Consider the following 18,866-nt stretch of genomic DNA (forward strand, 5'->3'; position numbering starts at 1 on the left):
CGCTCCACTATGCACTGCATGTATACATCGCGTGTATAGTTCGCCGGACGATCTCGACCGACCCATGACCATCCAGGGGGAAATTCGCCATGCCCACAAGGACGCGAAACGTAGCTCACAGGGTTGTTCCGGCACTCGCGGCCGCCGCCCTCGCCCTCGTCCTCGGCGGCTGTTCCATGGACACCACCTCGCCCGCCGACGCCCGGCAGGAGGCGGAATCGGTCGACCAGACCCTGGCCGCTCCGGACAGCGCCGGTGCCCCGTCCGGCGTCGACTGCGACACGGCCAAGTGCATAGCCCTGACCTTCGACGCCGGCCCCGGCAAGGACACTCCGCGGCTCCTCGACACCCTCAAGGCGAAGAAGGTCCACGCCACCTTCTTCCTGCTCGGCGAGAACCATGTGCTCAAACACCCCGACGTCGTACGCCGGATCGCCGACGAGGGCCACGAAGTCGCCAACCACACCTGGTCGCACCGCCGGCTCGACAAGCTGAAGACCGGCGAGATACGCGAGGAGCTGTCCCGCACCCAGGACGCCATAGCCGAGATCACCGGGCGCAGGCCCACTCTGATGCGGCCGCCGCAGGGACGGATCAACGACGACGTCACCAAGGTCAGCCGGGAACTCGGGCTCGCGCAGATCCTGTGGAGCGCCACCGCCAAGGACTACTCCACCACCGACTCGGAACTGATCAAGAAGCGGATAGTCGACCAGGCCGGGCGCGACGGCATCATCCTGCTGCACGACATCTACGACGGAACCGTGCCCGCGGTCCCCGGGATCATCGACGAGCTGAAGAAGCGCGGCTACACCTTCGTGACCGTGCCCGAGCTCCTCGCGCCGGCCACCGCCAACCCCGGCGAGGTGTACCGCCCTTGAGGAACCCTGAGTGACCCTTGAAGGCCCGGGAGTGATCCATGAGTGATCCGTGAGGACAAAACGGGGCAGAGAGTGAGGAGAGACTGCGGAGGCACTGAGAATCCTCGGAGAAACTTTGCAGGAAGATCGAAAACCGGGGTTAACGTCAACCCCGACACGGGCAAGGGCGAGGAGGAAGTGCCCCGCTGCTGACGGGGCCGCCATGCACAGGGCAGACTGTCGAGGGCGATTCCGGCAGTTCGGGGGCAGGGGGCAGCTATGGACCGTGACCGCGGGCCACGCGTACCGGAGCAGCGCGCTCCGATGCAGAGCGGCGTCGTTGACCTGCGCTTCAGTGTGCTCGGGCCGGTGCGTGCCTGGCGCGGCGGTGAGGCCCTGCCGTCCGGTTCCCCGCAACAGCGGGCCCTGCTCGCCGCGTTGCTGATGCGCGACGGACGCACCGCGACCGCTTCCGAACTCATCGACGCCATCTGGGGCGAGGACCCGCCGTCGCAGGCACTCGCCGCCGTCCGGACGTATGCCTCACGGCTGCGCAAGGTGCTCTCCGCCGACGCGCTGGTCAGCGAGTCGGGCGGCTATGCCATACGGGTCAGGCGCGACGCGCTCGACCTCGCCGTGGCGCAGGAGCTCGCCGGTGAGGCGGAGAAGGCGCGCGGCACCGGCGACCGCTGCCAGGCCCGGGTGCTGATCAACAAATCGCTGGGGCTGTGGGACGGCGAGCCGCTGGCCAATGTGCCGGGGCCGTACGCCGAGAACCAGCGGGCCCGTCTCGAAGAGTGGCGGCTCCAGCTCCTGGAGACCCGGCTCGACCTCGATCTCGAGGTCGGCTGCCATGCCGAGGCCGTGTCCGAACTGACCGCGCTCACCGCCGCGCACCCGCTGCGCGAGCGGCTGCGCGAACTGCTGATGCTGGCGCTGTACCGCAGCGGACGGCAGGCCGAGGCGCTTGCCGTGTACGCGGACACCCGCCGGCTGCTCGCCGAGGAACTCGGCGTCGATCCGCGGCCCGAGCTGGCCAAGCTCCAGCAGCGCATCCTGCAGGCCGACGCTGAACTGGCCAGGCCGAGCGAGGAGCCCGCACCGGCCCCGCAGGTCATCCGGCCCGCGCAACTGCCTGCCACCGTCCCGGACTTCACCGGACGCGCTTCCTTCGTCCGCGAACTGGGCGACCGGCTCGCCACCGCCGAGGGCTCGATCATGGCCGTCTCCGCGCTGGCGGGCATCGGCGGCGTCGGCAAGACGACCCTCGCCGTCCATGTCGCCCACGAGTCCCGGCCGCACTTCCCGGACGGACAGCTCTACGTCGACCTGCAGGGGGCGGGCAACCGCGCGGCCGAACCGGAGGCCGTGCTCGGCGCGTTCCTGCGCGCGCTCGGCACCCCGGACTCCGCGATTCCGGACTCACTGGAGGAGCGGGCGGCGCTGTACCGCACGGCGCTGGCCGGACGCCGCGTCCTGGTCCTGCTGGACAACGCCCGTGACGCCGCCCAGATCCGCCCGCTGCTGCCCGGCACGGCCGGCTGCGCCGCGCTGGTCACCAGCCGGGTCCGGATGGTCGACCTGGCCGGCGCGCACCTCGTCGACCTCGACGTCATGTCGCCGGACGAGGCGCTCCAGCTGTTCACCCGGATCGTCGGCCACGAGCGGGTCAACTCCGAACGCGAGGCCGCCCTCGACGTGGTCGCTGCCTGCGGTTTCCTGCCGCTCGCGATCCGTATCGCCGCATCCCGGCTGGCCGCCCGCCGCACCTGGACCGTCTCCGTGCTCGCGGCGAAGCTGGCCGACGAGCGCCGCCGCCTGGACGAACTCCAGGCCGGCGACCTCGCGGTGAAGGCCACCTTCGAACTCGGCTACGGCCAGCTGGAGCCCGCCCAAGCCCGCGCCTTCCGCCTTCTCGGCCTCGCCGACGGCCCCGACATCTCGCTCGCCGCGGCGGCCGCGGTGCTCGGCCGGCCGCTCCAGGAGACGGAGGACCTGATCGAGGCCCTGGTCGACACGTCACTGGTGGAGTCGGCGGCGCCGGGGCGGTACCGGTACCACGATCTCGTACGGCTGTATGCGCGGGCGTGCGCGGAGCGGGACGAGCATCCGCCGGTGGAGACGGAGTTGGCGCTCTCCAGGCTGCTGGACTTCTATCTGGCCTCGACGGCACGGGTGTTCGCGATAGAGCGCCCGGGCGACCGGGTCGTGGACCACCTGGAACCCACGTCCTACCAGGGCCTGGTCTTCACGGACCGGCAGGAGGCGCAGGACTGGCTGTACACCGAGGCCAACTCGCTGCTGGCGTGCGCGCACCAGTCGACCGCCGGCGACCGGCTGCGGCGGGCCGTCGACCTGCTGTGGGCGGCCAAGGACCTGGCGGAGTCGGGTGCCAACGCGAAGCTGTACGAAAGCGTGGCTCTCTCGGCGCTCGACGGTGCCCGTGCTGCCGACGACGTCCGCACGGAGGCACGCGTGCGCACCTCGCTGACCAACGTCCACCTGGTGGCGGGGCGTTACGCGGAGGCGGACGAGGAGGCCAAGCAGGCGGCAGAGCTCGCGCAGTCCGCCGAGGACCCCGCTCCGGTCTACTGGACGGCGAACGACCGCGGCATCATCGCCTTCAACCAGGGCCGGTACGCGGAGGCGGAAGAGCATCTGCGCAGGGCGATCGCGGGTTCCAGAGCCGACAAGAACCGGCCTCTCGAAGCCAGCGCGGTGTGCAATCTCTCGCGCATCCAGCTCTCCATGGGCCGCACGTCGCAGGCCATCGAACTCGCCGAGCAGGGCGTCGACATATACGACGGCATAGGACACACCTTGCGGCTGGGCAACGCCCGCTACGCCCTGGGCGTCGCCCTCACCCAGGCGGGTCGCCACACCGAAGCGCTGGAGCAACTGCTTGACGCCCTGGAGAGCTTCGAGACGAACCGGCAGCGGCTGTGGGAGGGCACCACGCTCTTCCGCATCGCCCAGGCGCATCTGGCCGCGCATCGTCCGGCACGGGCCGCTCAGCACGCCGAGCAGGCGCTCGCGATCGGCTGCATCGGCGGCGACCGTACGCGTGCGAACGTGCTGATCACGCTGGGCCGGGCGCTGGACAGCCTGGGCCAGGCGGACCGTGCGCGGGCCTGCTGGCGCGAGGCGCTCACGCTGCACGAGCAGTCGGGTGCGGCGGAGGCCGCGGAGGCACGGGAACTGCTTGCCCCGCTCAGTGCGGCGTGACCTGGTCCTTCTTCCGTGCCGGAGAGTTTTGTAACAGCGGGCCGGGTCAAGCGTGACAGCTTGCGGCCAGGACGTTCATCGAATGTTTATGCTCGTCCGACATGCTCGGAAGCAGTCGATCCGTCGCGTCGGGGGGCAGACGGATCACCTGGGACCTTCTCCTCTCCGGGGGGCGAGCGGATGGTCCTCCGGCCTTCTGTCCGGCGACCCTCGGGGGAGTCTCCGGGCAGAAGGCCGCCTCTGGTTCACAGTCCAAAATCGGGCCATCCCATGGGGGACGGAAATATGAGCAACACAGAGAAGAAGCCTGAAGAGATCACCACGCAGGACAACCACACTCCGTCGACGCCGGCCTTCCTGGCCGACGGCAAGCCGGTCACCACTCAGGACAACCACACGCCCGCGCCGCCGAAGTTCCTCGCCGACAGCGCACCCGTCACCACCCAGGACAACCACACGCCCGCGCCGCCGAAGTTCCTCGCCGACAGCGCACCCGTCACCACCCAGGACAACCACACCCCCGCGCCGCCGAAGTTCCTCGCCGACAGCGCGCCCGCCACGACTCAGGACAACCACACGCCGGTTCCGCCCAAGCCCTGACCCGGGACTCCCTTCGCAGGGGTACGGCCGCGGCGGCACGGAGGGGGTGCCGTCGCGGCCGCGGCATGTCCGGACGGCACCCGCCGCCTAGGACCGCGACCGCAGCTCCGTCTTGAGCACCTTGCCGCTCGCGTTCCGCGGCAGCTCCGTCACGAACTCGACCTCTCTCGGCACCTTGTAGTTCGCCATCTCACGGCGCGACCAGGCGATCAGGTCGTCCGCCGTGAGCGTCGAGCCCCGGTGCCGTACCGCATACGCCTTGCCGACCTCGCCGAGCCGCGGATCGGGAATGCCGATCACCGCTATGTCCGCTATATCCGGGTGCAGGCCCAGCAGTTGCTCGATCTCCGCCGGATAGGCGTTGAAGCCGCCGACGATGAACATGTCCTTGATCCGGTCGGTGATCCGGAGATTGCCCTCCTCGTCGAGCACGCCCACATCGCCCGTGTGCAGCCAGCCGTCCGCGTCGACGGCCTTCGCCGTCTCGGCCGGGTCGTCGAAGTAGCCCTGCATCACGTTGTGTCCACGCACCAGCACCTCGCCCGGTTCACCCGGACCCTCCGCCAGGACGCGGATCTCGGTGCCGGGGATCGCCCGGCCCGAGGTGGCCGCGATCGTCTCGGGGGCGTCGCCGCGGCGGCACATGGTGACGATGCCGCTCGCCTCGGAGAGGCCGTACGCCGTGAGCACGGTGTCGATGCGGAGTTCGGTGCGCAGCCGCTCCACCAGCCGCAGCGGCACGACCGCGGCGCCCGTCACCACCAGCCGCAGCGCGGACAGGTCGTGGGCGTCGCGGGCCGGATGGTCGAGCAGGGACTGGTGCAGCGTGGGCGGTCCCGGCAGGACGGAGATGCGTTCGGATGCGATGTTCGCCAGCACGGTGTCGACGTTGAAGACCGGCTGCGGAACCATCGTCGCGCCACGCATGAGGCAGGCGATGATGCCGGCCTTGTAGCCGAAGGTGTGGAAGAACGGGTTCACGATCAGATAGCGGTCGCCTTCGCGCAGTCCGGCGAGCTCGCTCCAGATGTCGTAGCAGCGCAGCGTCTGCGCATGCGTGATGACCGCGCCCTTGGGGCTGCCGGTGGTGCCGGAGGTGAAGACGATGTCGGACGGCGCGGCCGGCGTCACCGAGTCGGCGCGGACGCGGACCTGCTCCGCCGAGACGGAGTCGCCGCCCGCCAGGAAGTCCTTCCAGGTCCGGTAGTCCTCGGGCGCGCTGTCCGCCAGCACCACCACCTGCTCCAGCCGCGGCAGTTCGACGTCCGCGCGCCGCAGTGATGCGACGTACGAGGTGCCGAGGAAGGTGCCGGTGACAAAGAGCAGCCTGGCGCCGCTGCGCTGGAGGACGTACGCCGCCTCCGTGCCCTTGAAGCGGGTGTTCAGCGGCACCAGCACGGCGCCGGCGGTGACGGCGCCGAGCGCGGAGACGATCCAGTCGAGGGTGTTCGGGGCCCAGATGGCGACCCGGTCGCCGGGTTCGACGCCGGAGGCCATGCAGGCGGCCGCGGCCCGTTCGACGCGTTCGCCGAGTTCGGCGTACGAGACGCGGGTGCGGCCCTCGACGACCGCCTCACGCTGTGCGTACCGCTCGGCCGCGTCCCGTACGAGCTTCGGGATGGTGCCCCACTCCAGGTCGCCGCGCATCGCTAGCCCTCCCGTCACAGTCGCAGTAGCTGACTAACCGTCAGATTAGCTGTAGCCTGACGCGCTGTCAGTAGATCGAACGGCCGATCGGCGGAGGTGTCCATGGGCGCACTCAAAGACGCGACGGCGATAGCCGGCATAGGCCAGACCCCGTTCGCGAAACAACTTGCCGAATCCGAGAAGACCCTGGCCTGCCGGGCCATCCTCGCCGCCCTGGACGACGCGGGCATCGACCCCTCGGAGGTCGACGCGTTCGCCTCGTACACCATGGAGGAGACGGACGAGGTCGAGATCGCGAAGGCCGTCGGCGCGGGCGATGTCACCTTCTTCTCCAAGGTCGGCTACGGCGGCGGCGGTTCCTGCGCCACCCTCGCGCATCTCGCCGCAGCGATCGCCACCGGCCAGGCGAGCGTCGGCATCGCCTGGCGCTCCCGCAAACGCGGCAGCGGCCCGCGGCCGTGGAAGAACACCGCGGTCCAACTGCCCACGCCCGCCCAGTGGACCCGGCCCTTCGGACTGCTGCGGCCCGCCGACGAGATCGGCATGCTCGCGCGGCGCTACATGCACGAGTACGGGGCCACCCGCGACCATCTCTTCAATGTCGCGCTCGCCTGCCGCAACCGCGCCAACCAGAACCCGGCCGCCATGATGTACGAACGGCCGCTGACCCGCGACATGTATATGACCGCCCGCTGGATCAGCGAGCCGCTCTGCCTCTTCGACAACTGCCTGGAGACGGACGGCGCGCTGGCCTGCGTCATCGTCTCCGCCGAACGGGCCCGCGACTGCCGCCACAAGCCCGTCTACATCCACTCCGCGGCCCAGGGCCTGCCCGCCCAGCACCACGGCATGGTCAACTACTGGAACGACGACCCGCTCACCGGCCCCGCCTGGACGGCCGCCCGGCAGCTGTGGAAGACCGCGGACTTCGGCCCGCAGGACGTCGACGTGGCGCAGATCTACGACGCGTTCACCCCGCTCATCCCGCTGTCGCTGGAGGGCTACGGCTTCTGCGGCCGCGGCGAGGGCGCGGCGTTCACGGAGGGCGGTGCGCTGGAGATCGGCGGCCGGCTGCCGATGAACACCGGGGGCGGCGGGCTGTCCGAGGCGTATGTGCACGGCTTCAACCTCATCAATGAGGGCGTGAAGCAGCTGCGGGGCGTGTCCACGGCGCAGGTGCCAGGAGCGGGAACGTGCCTGGTCACGGCCGGCGAAGGCGTGCCCACATCGGCCGTACTGCTGAGGAGTTGAGATGTCCGACGCCCTGCTGTCGCCCGTTCTCGACGAGGACGGTGCGCCCTTCTGGGAGTACGCGGCCCGCGGCGAGCTGCGTGTCCAGGCCTGCGCGGCCTGCGGCGAACTGCGCTTTCCGCCGCGGCCCTGCTGTCCGCACTGCCACTCCTTCGACAGCTCGTGGCAACGGATGAGCGGCCGCGGCCGCATCTGGTCCTACGTCGTGCCGCACCCGCCGCTGCTCCCGGCGTACGCGGAACAGGCCCCGTACAACGCGGTCGTCGTCGAACTCGCGGACGCGCCGCGGATCCGGCTGGCCGGCAATGTGGTCGCGGCGGCGGACGCGCCGCTGAACTCCGTCGATCCGGCGCGGCTGCGGATCGGCGCGGGAGTGAAGGTGGCGTTCGTCCGTCTCGATGACATCACCGTGCCGCGGTGGCTGCTGGAGCGGACATGAGCATCCGGGTGGAGACGGTGGAGGAGACCGGCGTCGCGCTGGTCACGCTGGACCGGGCCGAGAAGCACAACGCCGTCGATCTGGCGATGGCGGCCGAACTCTCCTCCGTCTGGCGGGAGTTCCGCTTCGACGACACGGTGCGGGCGGTGGTGGTGACGGGCGCGGGGACCAAGGCGTTCTGCACCGGCATCGACCGCGGTGCCGAGGTGCCGCAGCCGTCGTCGCCGTACTCGATCGACGATCCGCTGATCGCCATCGGCCCGAAGGCGAACGACCTGTGGAAACCGGTGATCGCGGCGGTGGAGGGAATGGCGTGCGGAGGCGCGTTCTATCTGCTCGGCGAGAGCGAGTTCGTGGTGGCCTCGCGGGAGGCGACGTTCTTCGACCCGCATACGACCTACGGGATGGTCAGCGCGTACGAGACGATCTATCTGGCGCAGCGGATGCCGTTCGGCGAGGTGGCGCGCATCGCACTGATGGGCACGGCGGAACGGACGTCGGCGGCGCGGGCGTACGAGACGGGCCTGGTCTCGGAGCTCACGGACCCTGGCGAGGCGGCGGCCGCGGCACTGCGGGCGGCCGCGGTGGTGGCCTCGTACCCGACGGAGGCGGTACAGGGGACGGTCCGCGCGGTGTGGTCGGCGCGGGAGGCGGCACGATCCCAGGCGCTCGCGCTCGCACCGCACTTGATCGCGCTGGGAAACCTGCCGGCGGACGGTCAGGAGGAGCTGTTCGGGAGCGGGCGGGGCCGGGGCGGGTTCCGGCTGCGGTAGCCGCCCGCGGAAGACCCTTAGCTGTTGAGCCGGGCGCTGACTCGGCACTCCGTCACGCGCGACACCTTCTTGGGCTCTGCATCTTGACGGTGATGGTCCGGGTCTCGCCGCCGTCCAGTGTGAGTACGGTGGTGTCTGCCCAGTCGACGACGTCGCCGGCCGCGTCCAGGAACTTCACGTCGACCTCGTAGTCCTGCGTCGAAGTGGACTCCACCGTGACCTTGACCGTCGCCGACGTGTCGGCCTTGCGCTTGCCGCTGCCCTTCTTCACGCAGTCGACGACATACGCCTCGGCCGAACCCGCCGAGGAGTAGGTGGGCGTCGGCGTGGCGGTGCTGTACGGGTCCGAACCGGCGGAACCCGAAGTGGAGCCAGCGTCGTAGTCGTCATCGTCGTAGTCGTGGTAGCCGTTGTTCGACTTCTTGGAGCTGGAGCAGCCGCCGCCGCTGCCCTTCGACTTGCTCTTGCCGCCCTTGCCACCCGTCGACGAACTCGAGAATCCGGTCAGCGCGAGCACTACGGCAACGAGCACAACAGCGAACTTGAGACGTCGGCGCACCATCGTCCATCTCCCCCTGAACATGAGGCACTTGACGTACCTGACAACAGCGCGAAACCGTAGCAGTCGCGAATCAGGGGCGGTCGGGCGGGGACGAGTCCCAGGGCTGAGGTCCGGTGCCTGGCGGAGGTCCGGTGCCAGGCGGAGGCTCGGTGTAACGCGGAGGCTCGGTGTAAGGCTGCTGATCATCCGGAGGTGTGTACGGCCACTCGTAGTCCAGCTCTTCCTCGGGCACATCGCGCGCACCGCGGCCGCTCATCACCAGCGACCCGACCAGCAGCAGCAGTCCCCCGCCGACCGCCATGGCCACTCCCTCGCCGAGGCCGCCGCCCGTCCCGCCGATCGTGAGGCTGCCCTCAGCCTGGCCCTGGCGGACCATCCACAGCATGGTGAAGCCGAGCACGATCACTCCGGAGAACGCGACCAGCAGCCGCGAACGCAGCACCACGCCCGCCAGCGCCACCAGCGCGGCGAAGAGGAACGGCAGCAGGATCGACCCGGCGACTTCGGCCTGGGTGACGGTGATCCCGTCGAAGAGGTCCTGGATGCGGTAAGTGCGCCCGTGACGGCCGTCGTACCAGTCACGGAAGGGGCTCCATACGGCGGCCGTCGCTCCGACGAGCGCAAGGACGGAGCCGATGATGTTGCGGAGCATCGTCGGCCACCTCCGAGGGTGCGCTCTCGATCACGACGCTACGCCCGGGGTGTACGACCCGCCATCCGAGGCACGTCCCGGGCGGCACCGCCCGGGGCTCCGCTACCGCCCGCCCCGCCCCGTCGCCGTCCCCTTGACCGCGTCCAGCGCGTACACGCACCGGTCCTTGCTGCACGCGTACACCACACCGCCGCGAGCCACCGGCGAGCCCGTGATCTCACCGCCCGTCGCGAGCTTCCAGCGCAGCTGGCCGCCGCTCGCGTCGAGCGTGTAGAGCACATGGTCCGCCGAGCCGAAGTGGACGCGGCCGTCCGCGACCACCGGTGCGCCGGTGACCTCGCCGCCCGCGGCGAAGCGCCACATCGGCGTGCCGGTCACCGCGTCCAGCGTGTAGAGCGCACTGCCGCTGCCCACATGGACGTTGCCTCCGGCGACCAGGACCGGCTCGAGCGACTGGCGCGACTCGGTGGCGATGCGCCAGCGGTCCTTGCCGGTCGTGGCGTCCAGCGCGTACACCGTGCCGAGATAGTCGGCGAGGTACACGCCGCCGCCGGTGACCGCCGGTCCCGGTGCGTAGGCGGGCGGTGAGAGGAAGACCGCGGGGGACTCGAAGTGCCAGCGGACCAGGCCGCTCGTGATGTCGACGGCGAGCACGCGGGTGCCGGCCGCGATGTACACATAGCCGTCGGGCGCGGGCTGCACCCGGACGGGCACATTGCCGCAGGAGGCCGCGTCGCCAACGGGATAGGACCAGCGCTCGACGCCGGTACGGGCCTCCAGCGCGCGCAGCCGCGCGTCCTTCCACACGTACACCGTGTCGTCGAAGACCGCGGGCCCGGCCTCCGGGGTCTCGAAGTCCGTCTGCGCCCCGGTCAGCTCCCACAGCTTCTCGCCGTTGGACGCCTCCCAGGCCTGTACGCCGCCGCCGCGCGTCCCGGTGAGGACGGTGCCGCGGTCGACCTTGAGGGAGTAGACCCACGCGTCGGTCTGGACGCGCCAGCGCTCCTGGCCGTTGGCGGCGTCGAGTGCGTACAGCGTCGGCCCGTCCGAGGCGTGGATACGGCCGCCCGCGACGGCCATCGCCCAGGCCACGTCACGGGTCTTGAACTGGCGGCGGCCGCTGCCGACGTCCAGGGCGTGCACCTCGAAGGAGGTGACGTAGAGCAGATCGCCGTCGACCACGGGTGTGCCCCAGACATCGTTCGACATCCGGAAACGCCAGGGCCGCCAGTGACCGGGCGCCCCGTCCGGCGGCGACGCGGGCGGCGGCACGGGAGCGGCTGTGGGCGGCGGCATGGCGCTGGTGGCGGCGTCGGAGCCGTTCAGCGGGGCGGGCGGGCGGACCCAGCCGGTGGCGGGTCCTGCCTCGGCGACCGCGCCGCGGCCGGCTTCGGCGACCCGGGGGCCGGGGCCGATCGGGACCTTGACGCCGGGCAGCCGTACGGGCCCGGCCTCGGCGACCGCGGGTGCCGACGCGGGCGCGCCCTGGCCGGTGCGCGGGTCGCTGCCACCGCGCCAGGACGAGTCCCAGTCTCCGTTGGCTGCGGGCTGCTGCCTCGGCGGCCGCTGCGGCGGAGCGGGAGGCGTGGCCGGCACGGGTTCGGCCGGCCGCTGCGCGGGGGCCGTGGTCCGTCCGCCGCCGCGGCGCTGCTCGATCATCGCGGTGGCCCGGGTGGGCAGCCAGGCGGACGCGGTGCCGCTGTCGTCGCTGCCGGAGGAGAACAGATGCGGTGCGAGCTGCGCCTGAAGGTCCTCGGGCGTGGGCCGCCGCCCGGCCTCCATCTGCATGGTGGACTCGATGAGCGGCCGGAGCTCGTCCGGCAGCCCGGCCAGGTCCGGGCCCTCGCGCAGCAGCATGAAGACGGTCTCGACCGGGTTCGCACCGTGGAACGGAGCGTGTCCGGTCGCCGCGAAGACCAGCGTGGAGCCGAGCGAGAAGACATCGCTCGCGCCGGTCACACTGCGCGAGTCACGGGCCTGCTCGGGTGACATGTAGGCGGGCGTGCCGACGGCGACGTTGGTCATGGTCAGCCGGGTGTTGGAGACGCCGGACGCGATGCCGAAGTCGATGACGCGGGGGCCGTCCTCGACGACGAGGACGTTCGACGGCTTGAGGTCGCGGTGGACGAGGCCCGCGCCGTGGATGGACTGCAGCGCCTCGGCGATGCCGGCCGCGAGCCAGCGCACCGCCTGGGCCGGCATCGGCCCGCACTCATTCACTATTTCCTCGAGCGACGGGGCCGGGACATACGCGGTGGCCAGCCACGGCACGGCCGCGCGCGGGTCGGCGTCCACCACGGCGGCGGTGTAGAACCCGCTGACCGCCCGGGCCGCCTCCACCTCGCGGGTGAAGCGGACACGGAACAGCTGGTCCTCGGCGAGCTCGGTGCGCACCGTCTTGATCGCCACCCGGCGGCCGGACGCCGACCGGGCGAGATAGACCAGCCCCATTCCGCCGGCACCGAGCCGGCCCAGTACCTCGAACGGACCGATCCGTCTCGGGTCATGCTGCGTCAGCTGCTCCATACCTGCCTGCCACCTCCCCGTACGGGCCCCAGATCGAAATGGAGCCCGTTCATCACAGCCCCGTGCAGCGTCTCACCACCGAGACCCTCAGCGGTGCGCACCCTGATTCTTCCTGTCTCGGGCGGCGGTTGCGAACCCGGGGGCGGATCGGGGTGTCTCACCCGGATTCGGGCAGGGACCAGGGGGTCGGAGCGCCCGGTTCCGCCTATTTGGCGGCGTCTTCCGCCTCCTTCGCGGCAATCTCGTCGTCCGCTTCGGTCTCCGGCTCGGCGAGTACGGCGAAGGTCGCACCCTGATTGTCCGTGAGCACCGCGATTCGACCGTACGGAGTGTCGAAGGGCGGGGCCTGCACGCGGCCGTCGAGGCGGGTGACGGCGGCGGCCGCCTCGTCGCAGTCGTCGACGCAGAAATAGATGAGGAAGTGGTCGGGCATTTCGGCGGGGAAGGCGTCGGTGATCACGCTGCGGCCGCCGATCGCGGTCTCCTCGCCGGGTTCGGCGCCGCGCGGCGACCAGAGCCGGAAGTCGACCGAGTCGTCCTCGAGGTCGGTGCCGGTGTAGCCGAAGACCGTCTCGTAGAACGGGTCGGCCCGCTCCTTGTCGCGGGTGTACACCTCGGCCCAGCAGTATGAGCCGGGCTTGCCCTGCTTCTCGAAGCCGGCCCGGTCGCCCGCCTCCCAGAGCCCGAAGACGGCGCCACCGGGGTCGGCGGCGGTGGCGGCGATGCCGGAGGCGCCGGGGAAGCCGACCGGGTTCGGAGGGACGATCACCTGGCCGCCGGCGGCCGTGATCCTGCCGGCGAGTACGGCGGCGTCCGGGGTGGCGAAGTAGACGCCCCAGACGGTGGGCATGCGCCCGTCGGTCTTGGGCGCGAGGGCGGCGACGAGCTTTCCGTCGCTGAAGACGTCGGCGTACGGGCCGTCGCCCTGCTGCTGGAACGTCCAGCCGAACAGCTCGCCGTAGAAGCGCTTGCCGGCCTCGACGTCGGGGAGCGCTGCGTCCACCCAGCACGGCGTGCCTTCGGGGAATGCGGCCATGGCCGTGGATCCTTCCCTTGTGGTGCCCGCGTTCTGTGGCACCCGTCACACTCGGCCCTTCACACTCAAGCTAACGGCGCATCACGGGTGCCGCAGGCCGCTCCATAGAACATTTGTTCACATATGGACGCATGACGTTTGTCCACGGAAGTTGTCCACAGGCTGTTGATAAGACTATTGCCGCACCCCATTTGCAGTCGGCCGAATAGCGCGCCGATCACCCCTCGGTAAGCTGACGGCATGACAGGACAAGTACGCACCGTCGACGGCCGAGTGGCCGGACGACGCGGACAGGCGACGCGGCAGAAGCTGCTCGACTGCCTCAGCGAGATGCTCAGCTCCTCGCCGTACCGGGACGTCAAAGTCATCGACGTGGCCCGGAAGGCGGGCACTTCACCCGCGACCTTCTATCAGTACTTCCCCGACGTCGAGGGCGCGGTCCTCGAGATCGCCGAGGAAATGGCCAAGGAGGGCGCGGGGTTGACCGAACTGGTCTCCGGCCGCGCCTGGGTCGGCAAGGCCGGCTGGCAGGCGTCGGAAGAGCTGGTCGAGGGCTTCCTCGACTTCTGGCGCCGCAACGACGCCATCCTGCGGGTGGTGGACCTCGGGGCGGCGGAGGGCGACAAGCGGTTCTACAAGATCCGCATGAAGATCCTGAACTCCGTCACCAACTCCCTTACGGACGCGGTGAAGGACCTCCAGTCCAAGGGCAAGGTCGACAAGGACGTGAGCCCGGCGGCGATGGCGGGTTCGCTGGTCGCCATGCTGGCGGCGGTGGCCTCGCACCAGAAGGGGTTCCAGACGTGGGGCGTCAAGCAGGCTGAACTGAAGCCGAATCTGGCGCTGTTGGTGCACCTGGGCATCACGGGCAAGAAGCCGACGAAGTAGCCGCGGAGCGGAGCGCCGGCCCAAGTCCTGTCAGGGGATGGCGCTCTGCATGCCCCGCACGCCTTCTTACTGATCCCGCTTACGGATCCACTTACGAATCCCGCCGTGTCAGGCGGAAGAGCCGGATTTCGCGGGAGATTCTCGACTGGTACGTCGCATACGGCGGCCAGAAGACCAGCGCCGCCTTCCACACCCGCTCCCGCTCCTCCGACTCCAGCAGCCGGGCCCGGACCGGGATCGTCTCGCCGCGCCAGTTCACCTCCGCCTCCGGGTGCTTGAGGAGGTTCGCCGTCCACGCCGGGTGGGCGTCGCGGCCGAAGTTGGAGCCGATCAGGATCCAGTCCCCCGACTCCTCCGGCATGCAGGCGAGCGGGGTGACCCGTTCCTGGCCCGTCTTCGCGCCCCGGCTCGTGAGGATCACCCCAGGCAGCATCTGCGCGCTCAGCAGCACCTTGCCCCGCGTCAGCCGGTGCACCGCGCGGTCCAGTGCCGGGATGACATGGGGCGCGATCTTCGCGAACGTGCGGGTCGAGGAGACCCGCTGGACCAGGCGGACACCGGGAGCCATCAGGCCACCTCCTCGGTGACCGGGGCCGCGAAGAGGCCCGCCACGTCCGCCGCGTGCGCCCGCAGCCGGTGGACCGGGCCGAAGATCAGTTCGTCGGCGGCCGCCCGTTTGAAGTAGAGGTGCGCCTCGTGTTCCCAGGTGAAGCCGATCCCGCCGTGCAGCTGGATCGCCTCCGCCGTGATCACCCGGAGCGCCTCCAGGCACTGGGCCAGCGCGAGGCCGCCCTCCTTCGGGTCCCAGGCCGCGTAGTACGCCGCCGAGCGGGCCGCCTGGAGCCGTACGTACAGATCCGCCAGCCGGTGCTTGACCGCCTGGAAGGAGCCGATCGCCCGGCCGAACTGCTCGCGTGCGCGGACGTACTCCACCGTCCGGTCCAGCGCGCTCGCCCCAGCGCCGACCGCCTGCGCCGCGAGCAGCGCCGCCGCTCGCGCCCCGGTCTGGGCCAGCGCACCCGGCACATCCGCCGTGTCGTCCGCGCCGAGCAGCTCGGCCGCGCAGTCCCGCAGCTCGATCCGGGCCTGCGGCCTGGTCTCGTCGAGGGTGGTCTGCCGGGTACGGGACAGCCCCGCGCCGCCGGCCCGTACCAGGAACAGCAGCACCCGGCTGCGCGGGAAGCCTCCGGCGTGGGCGGCGACCACCAGCAGTCCGGCGCTGTGTCCGTCGAGCACCTGCCCGGCCTCCCCGTACAGCGACCATGCGCCGTCCACCAGCCGCGCCTGGACGCCGCCTGCCCGGCCGCCGCCGGCCCACTCGCCGGACGCGTTGGAGCCGGTCAGCCCGAGCGCCCCGGCGAGAGCGCCGCCGCCCACCGCGAGTGCGCAGGTCAGCGAGCCGTCCGCGATGCGCGGCAGGAGTTCCTCGCGCTGCGCGGGCGTCCCGAGCGCGGCGATCAGCGGCGCCGCGAGTCCCGCGGTGGCCAGCAGCGGCGACGGCAGCAGCACCCGCCCGGTCTCCTCACAGGCGAGCGCCAGCTCGGCGAGTCCGCAGCCCACACCGCCGTACGACTCCGGCAGCGCGAGTCCCGGCAGCCCGAGCTGCTCGGACAGCTGCGCCCACAGCCGGGTGTCGTATCCGTCGGCGGTGCGTACGGCGGCCCGCACCTCGTCCGGTCCTGACCGTTTGGCCAGCAGCTCGCGCAGGGTGCGGCGGATCTCGTCCTGTTCCGCGGTGAGTGCGGTGAAGGCGGTCGAGGCGGTGTCCATGGGTCCCCTCCGTATCTGACGGGCCGTCATGCTAGGGGCGGGGACGGCAAATGCACAGATGCGTGCGGGGACAGGGGCTCAGCAGGCCTCGCCGGGTGTCCCGGCCGTCGCCCGCAGCAGGTCCCGTACCAGCTCGTAGTCGATCTTCTCCGTGCGCCGGAAACGCAGACAGCCCTTGCCCATGTCCTGGTCCGCCAGCCGCTCCTCGAACGCCTCCCGGATGTCGGGACGCATCAGATAGAAGGAGATGTACTGCTTCTGGTTGGCGAAGGAGATCTCCGGCTCACCGCCTGCGGGGCGGTAGCAGGGCAGGCCCCAGGCCATGACCTCCTCGTGCTCCGGCAGCTCGGTCCGGCACAGCTCGCGGATCCGGACGAGGGCGGTCAGCCGGTCCGGCTCCACGACCTCGGCGAGGTAGCCGTCGACGTCTTCGGCAGTACTCCTGGGCATGCTCTTCCACCCTCGATCTGATGTACCGTCAGATTCATGCCTTCCACACCGCGAGCCCCCCGCAAGGTCGCCATCGTCGGCATATCCCTCTCGGACTGCGGTCGCGTCGATGGTCCCACGCCCTACGCCCTGCACGCCCAGGCCGCACGCCGTGCACTGGCCGACTCCGGACTCGACCGCTCCGTGATCGACGGCTTCGGCTCCGCGGGACTCGGCACGCTCGCGCCGGTCGAGGTCGCCGAGTATCTGGGCCTGAAGCCGCGCTGGGTGGACTCGACGGCCGTCGGCGGCGCGACCTGGGAGGTCATGGCGGCGCACGCCGCCGACGCCATCGCGGCCGGTCACGCCAATGCCGTACTCCTGGTGTACGGATCCACCGCCCGCGCCGACATCAAGGCGCGGCGGCGCACCTCCAACCTGTCGTTCGGCGGCCGCGGACCGCTCCAGTTCGAGGTCCCGTACGGACACACTCTGATCGCCAAGTACGCGATGGCCGCCCGCCGCCACATGCACCAGTACGGCACGACGCTGGAGCAGCTCGCCTCGGTCGCGGTCCAGGCACGGGCGAACGCCGCAGCCAATCCGGACGCGATGTTCCGCGACCCGATCACCGTGGACGACGTGCTGGACGGGCCGATGATCGCCGATCCGTTCACCAAGCTGCACTGCTGCATCCGCAGCGACGGCGGCTGCGCGGTGCTGCTGGCGGCCGAGGACTACGTGCCGGACACCGCGAAGGACCCGGTGTGGATCCTCGGCACCGGCGAGTACGTCTCGCACACCACGATGTCCGAGTGGGAGGACTTCACGGTCTCCCCGGCGGCGGTCAGCGGCCGCCTCGCCTTCGAGCGCGCTGGGGTCACGCCCGCGGACATCGACATCGCCGAGATCTACGACGCCTTCACGTATATGACGCTCGTGACGCTGGAAGATCTCGGATTCTGCGCCAAGGGCGAGGGCGGTCCGTTTGTCGAGAAGGGCCGGCTGCGGCTGGAAGGCGAGCTGCCGGTGAACACCGACGGCGGCGGTCTGTCGGCCTGCCATCCCGGCATGCGCGGGCTGTTTCTGCTGGTGGAGGCGGTACGGCAACTGCGCGGCGAGGCGGGCGGCCACCAGGTGTCCACACCGGACGGCCACCGTCCACGGCTGGCGGTGGCGTCCGGCACGGGCGGCTGGTTCTGTTCCTCCGGGACGGTGGTGCTGGGCCGCGACTGACGCGCTACTGGTCCGGCGGCAGCAGCCGCTCGACGAGCGAGGTGATCAGATCGCCCGCCTGCTGCTCGGGGAACACGTCGGGCAGCGTGAGCCGCTCCACCACCAGCCAGTTGGTCGCCAGATAGAGCATCCGCACGGCGTCGGCGTCTCCGGGCAGCCCGGAGGCGAGATGGGCGGAGACATTGTTCGCCACGTCCTCGCTGACCCGCTGTGTGAGCACCGCGCGCAACTCGGGCCGCCGGGTGGCCTCGAGCCGCAGCTCCAGCAGCGCGAGATATCCCGTACGGAACGCGGTGACCCGCTCCACGACATCCCGCACCAGCTCAGCGGTCCGGGCGCGAGTGGCGGGCCCTTCGGCCATGGCCTCCATCGTGGCGTCGTCCGGCCGCAGCCGCTCATAGATCCGGCCGCCGGCCTGGTTGAGCAGATCGTCCCGATGGGCAAAGTAGTTGGACGCGGTCCCCTTGGGCACGCCCGCCTCGGCATCCACGGCCCGAAAGGTCAGCCCACGGGCCCCGTCGCGGGCAAGCACTTCGATGGCCGCATCGACGAGCGCGGCACGCCGGGCGAGGTTCTGACGCATGTGTGATCCTTCCGCGCGTCCGGCTGACCACTGTAGACGGAGTACTACGTGGTGAGTGGTGCTGCCGGGCATGCGAAGGAAGCCCGCCGCGGGCGGGCGGATCCTGGTGAAGCAGGGCCTGATCCAGACGACAGGCCCTAGCTGTATTGCCCTGGAGCGTTGTTCACGCGGGTGATGGGTGGTTTGCCTTCGAGTGCGGTGTGGCTGCGGTGGTGGTTGTAGGTGTGGAGGAAGTCTGTCAGGGCTGCGGTGCGTTCGGTGTTGCTGGTGTAGGGCCGCAGGTAGGCCCACTCTTCGAGCAGGGTGCGGTTGAAGCGTTCGACTTTGCCGTTGGTCTGTGGCCGGTAGATGCGGGTGAGTTTGCCGGCCGCTCCCAGCTCGTCGAGTGC

The 18,866-nt window shown here is 70.7% G+C and carries 18 protein-coding genes; 8 read left to right on the plus strand and 10 right to left on the minus strand.

The genetic code is table 11. The features are described from left to right. The first annotated feature begins 89 nt into the window (after window positions 1-89). The 3 genes from ACH4YL_RS21935 to ACH4YL_RS21945 all read left to right on the plus strand — a co-directional run bounded on the left by ACH4YL_RS21935 (window position 90) and on the right by ACH4YL_RS21945 (window position 4,685). Complete coding sequence (locus ACH4YL_RS21935; protein WP_398509067.1) at window positions 90-881, plus strand: polysaccharide deacetylase family protein; 792 nt, start codon at window positions 90-92, stop codon at window positions 879-881. Window positions 882-1,139: 258 nt separating this feature from the next. Beyond that, a complete protein-coding gene (locus tag ACH4YL_RS21940) occupies window positions 1,140-4,085 on the plus strand; it encodes an AfsR/SARP family transcriptional regulator (protein WP_398509068.1) in 2,946 nt (981 codons plus the stop codon). Between the two features lie 285 nt (window positions 4,086-4,370). Continuing rightward, the gene (locus ACH4YL_RS21945; protein ID WP_398509069.1) at window positions 4,371-4,685 is read left to right on the plus strand and encodes a hypothetical protein; all 315 of its coding nucleotides are present in this window, start codon (window positions 4,371-4,373) and stop codon (window positions 4,683-4,685) included. 87 nt (window positions 4,686-4,772) lie between these two features. Here the strand turns inward: ACH4YL_RS21945 and ACH4YL_RS21950 are convergent, their stop codons facing one another. Continuing rightward, window positions 4,773-6,332 carry a FadD3 family acyl-CoA ligase gene (locus tag ACH4YL_RS21950; RefSeq protein WP_398509070.1) on the minus strand — a complete coding sequence of 520 codons (1,560 nt, stop codon included), beginning with the start codon at window positions 6,330-6,332 and terminating at the stop codon, window positions 4,773-4,775. Window positions 6,333-6,434: 102 nt separating this feature from the next. Here ACH4YL_RS21950 and ACH4YL_RS21955 point away from each other — a divergent pair, with 102 nt between their 5' ends. From ACH4YL_RS21955 to ACH4YL_RS21965, 3 genes are read left to right on the plus strand one after another with little or no spacing between them, the layout of a single operon-like run. Further along, on the plus strand, window positions 6,435-7,583 hold the full coding sequence (locus tag ACH4YL_RS21955) for a lipid-transfer protein (protein ID WP_398509071.1): 1,149 nt from the start codon (window positions 6,435-6,437) through the stop codon (window positions 7,581-7,583). A gap of 1 nt (window position 7,584) precedes the next feature. Continuing rightward, entirely contained in the window at window positions 7,585-8,022 is a 438-nt protein-coding gene (locus ACH4YL_RS21960) for a Zn-ribbon domain-containing OB-fold protein (protein ID WP_398509072.1), read from the plus strand. Further along, window positions 8,019-8,795: an enoyl-CoA hydratase/isomerase family protein gene (locus tag ACH4YL_RS21965; RefSeq protein ID WP_398509073.1), complete on the plus strand. Its 777-nt coding sequence runs from the start codon at window positions 8,019-8,021 to the stop codon at window positions 8,793-8,795. The genes ACH4YL_RS21960 and ACH4YL_RS21965 overlap by 4 nt, the downstream gene beginning before the upstream one ends. Before the next feature lie 52 nt (window positions 8,796-8,847). Here the strand turns inward: ACH4YL_RS21965 and ACH4YL_RS21970 are convergent, their stop codons facing one another. From ACH4YL_RS21970 to ACH4YL_RS21985, 4 genes are all read right to left on the minus strand, one after another. Then, window positions 8,848-9,357, minus strand: a complete 510-nt coding sequence (locus ACH4YL_RS21970) for a hypothetical protein (protein ID WP_398509074.1) — start codon at window positions 9,355-9,357, stop codon at window positions 8,848-8,850. Between the two features lie 70 nt (window positions 9,358-9,427). Further along, on the minus strand, window positions 9,428-10,009 hold the full coding sequence (locus tag ACH4YL_RS21975; protein ID WP_398509075.1) for a hypothetical protein: 582 nt from the start codon (window positions 10,007-10,009) through the stop codon (window positions 9,428-9,430). Window positions 10,010-10,111: 102 nt separating this feature from the next. Beyond that, window positions 10,112-12,535 carry a PQQ-binding-like beta-propeller repeat protein gene (locus ACH4YL_RS21980; RefSeq protein ID WP_398509076.1) on the minus strand — a complete coding sequence of 808 codons (2,424 nt, stop codon included), beginning with the start codon at window positions 12,533-12,535 and terminating at the stop codon, window positions 10,112-10,114. Window positions 12,536-12,740: 205 nt separating this feature from the next. Further along, window positions 12,741-13,571 carry a VOC family protein gene (locus ACH4YL_RS21985; RefSeq protein ID WP_398509077.1) on the minus strand — a complete coding sequence of 277 codons (831 nt, stop codon included), beginning with the start codon at window positions 13,569-13,571 and terminating at the stop codon, window positions 12,741-12,743. 240 nt (window positions 13,572-13,811) lie between these two features. On the opposite strand from ACH4YL_RS21985, the gene ACH4YL_RS21990 reads away from it, so the two are divergent. Continuing rightward, entirely contained in the window at window positions 13,812-14,459 is a 648-nt protein-coding gene (locus ACH4YL_RS21990) for a TetR family transcriptional regulator (RefSeq protein WP_398509078.1), read from the plus strand. A 91-nt stretch (window positions 14,460-14,550) separates the two neighbouring features. Here the strand turns inward: ACH4YL_RS21990 and ACH4YL_RS21995 are convergent, their stop codons facing one another. From ACH4YL_RS21995 to ACH4YL_RS22005, 3 genes are all read right to left on the minus strand, one after another. Next, entirely contained in the window at window positions 14,551-15,027 is a 477-nt protein-coding gene (locus tag ACH4YL_RS21995) for a nitroreductase family deazaflavin-dependent oxidoreductase (RefSeq protein ID WP_398509079.1), read from the minus strand. After that, on the minus strand, window positions 15,027-16,229 hold the full coding sequence (locus ACH4YL_RS22000; RefSeq protein WP_398509080.1) for an acyl-CoA dehydrogenase family protein: 1,203 nt from the start codon (window positions 16,227-16,229) through the stop codon (window positions 15,027-15,029). Before ACH4YL_RS22000 ends, ACH4YL_RS21995 begins: the two co-directional genes overlap by 1 nt. 78 nt (window positions 16,230-16,307) lie before the next feature. Further along, window positions 16,308-16,679, minus strand: a complete 372-nt coding sequence (locus ACH4YL_RS22005; protein WP_398509081.1) for an iron chaperone — start codon at window positions 16,677-16,679, stop codon at window positions 16,308-16,310. 36 nt (window positions 16,680-16,715) lie between these two features. Here ACH4YL_RS22005 and ACH4YL_RS22010 point away from each other — a divergent pair, with 36 nt between their 5' ends. Then, on the plus strand, window positions 16,716-17,894 hold the full coding sequence (locus tag ACH4YL_RS22010; RefSeq protein WP_398509082.1) for a thiolase C-terminal domain-containing protein: 1,179 nt from the start codon (window positions 16,716-16,718) through the stop codon (window positions 17,892-17,894). A 4-nt stretch (window positions 17,895-17,898) separates the two neighbouring features. Here the strand turns inward: ACH4YL_RS22010 and ACH4YL_RS22015 are convergent, their stop codons facing one another. Together ACH4YL_RS22015 and ACH4YL_RS22020 are read right to left on the minus strand one after the other, a co-directional pair. Continuing rightward, window positions 17,899-18,477: a TetR/AcrR family transcriptional regulator gene (locus tag ACH4YL_RS22015; protein WP_398509083.1), complete on the minus strand. Its 579-nt coding sequence runs from the start codon at window positions 18,475-18,477 to the stop codon at window positions 17,899-17,901. Window positions 18,478-18,614: 137 nt separating this feature from the next. Then, window positions 18,615-18,866: integrase core domain-containing protein (locus tag ACH4YL_RS22020; RefSeq protein ID WP_398509084.1), on the minus strand; the 252-nt coding region annotated here is incomplete at its 5' end.

Source organism: Streptomyces sp. NPDC020681 (assembly GCF_044334895.1).
Classification (GTDB): Bacteria; Actinomycetota; Actinomycetes; order Streptomycetales; family Streptomycetaceae; genus Streptomyces.

What these genes read in the sequence shown, in the direction of transcription:
- ACH4YL_RS21935 (WP_398509067.1), top strand. Translation starts at nt 90, where the DNA reads ATGCCCACAAGGACGCGAAACGTAGCTCACAGGGTTGTTCCGGCACTC.
- ACH4YL_RS21940 (WP_398509068.1), top strand. Translation starts at nt 1,140, where the DNA reads ATGGACCGTGACCGCGGGCCACGCGTACCGGAGCAGCGCGCTCCGATG.
- ACH4YL_RS21945 (WP_398509069.1), top strand. Translation starts at nt 4,371, where the DNA reads ATGAGCAACACAGAGAAGAAGCCTGAAGAGATCACCACGCAGGACAAC.
- ACH4YL_RS21950 (WP_398509070.1), bottom strand. Translation starts at nt 6,332, where the DNA reads ATGCGCGGCGACCTGGAGTGGGGCACCATCCCGAAGCTCGTACGGGAC.
- ACH4YL_RS21955 (WP_398509071.1), top strand. Translation starts at nt 6,435, where the DNA reads ATGGGCGCACTCAAAGACGCGACGGCGATAGCCGGCATAGGCCAGACC.
- ACH4YL_RS21960 (WP_398509072.1), top strand. Translation starts at nt 7,585, where the DNA reads ATGTCCGACGCCCTGCTGTCGCCCGTTCTCGACGAGGACGGTGCGCCC.
- ACH4YL_RS21965 (WP_398509073.1), top strand. Translation starts at nt 8,019, where the DNA reads ATGAGCATCCGGGTGGAGACGGTGGAGGAGACCGGCGTCGCGCTGGTC.
- ACH4YL_RS21970 (WP_398509074.1), bottom strand. Translation starts at nt 9,357, where the DNA reads ATGGTGCGCCGACGTCTCAAGTTCGCTGTTGTGCTCGTTGCCGTAGTG.
- ACH4YL_RS21975 (WP_398509075.1), bottom strand. Translation starts at nt 10,009, where the DNA reads ATGCTCCGCAACATCATCGGCTCCGTCCTTGCGCTCGTCGGAGCGACG.
- ACH4YL_RS21980 (WP_398509076.1), bottom strand. Translation starts at nt 12,535, where the DNA reads ATGGAGCAGCTGACGCAGCATGACCCGAGACGGATCGGTCCGTTCGAG.
- ACH4YL_RS21985 (WP_398509077.1), bottom strand. Translation starts at nt 13,571, where the DNA reads ATGGCCGCATTCCCCGAAGGCACGCCGTGCTGGGTGGACGCAGCGCTC.
- ACH4YL_RS21990 (WP_398509078.1), top strand. Translation starts at nt 13,812, where the DNA reads ATGACAGGACAAGTACGCACCGTCGACGGCCGAGTGGCCGGACGACGC.
- ACH4YL_RS21995 (WP_398509079.1), bottom strand. Translation starts at nt 15,027, where the DNA reads ATGGCTCCCGGTGTCCGCCTGGTCCAGCGGGTCTCCTCGACCCGCACG.
- ACH4YL_RS22000 (WP_398509080.1), bottom strand. Translation starts at nt 16,229, where the DNA reads ATGGACACCGCCTCGACCGCCTTCACCGCACTCACCGCGGAACAGGAC.
- ACH4YL_RS22005 (WP_398509081.1), bottom strand. Translation starts at nt 16,679, where the DNA reads ATGCCCAGGAGTACTGCCGAAGACGTCGACGGCTACCTCGCCGAGGTC.
- ACH4YL_RS22010 (WP_398509082.1), top strand. Translation starts at nt 16,716, where the DNA reads ATGCCTTCCACACCGCGAGCCCCCCGCAAGGTCGCCATCGTCGGCATA.
- ACH4YL_RS22015 (WP_398509083.1), bottom strand. Translation starts at nt 18,477, where the DNA reads ATGCGTCAGAACCTCGCCCGGCGTGCCGCGCTCGTCGATGCGGCCATC.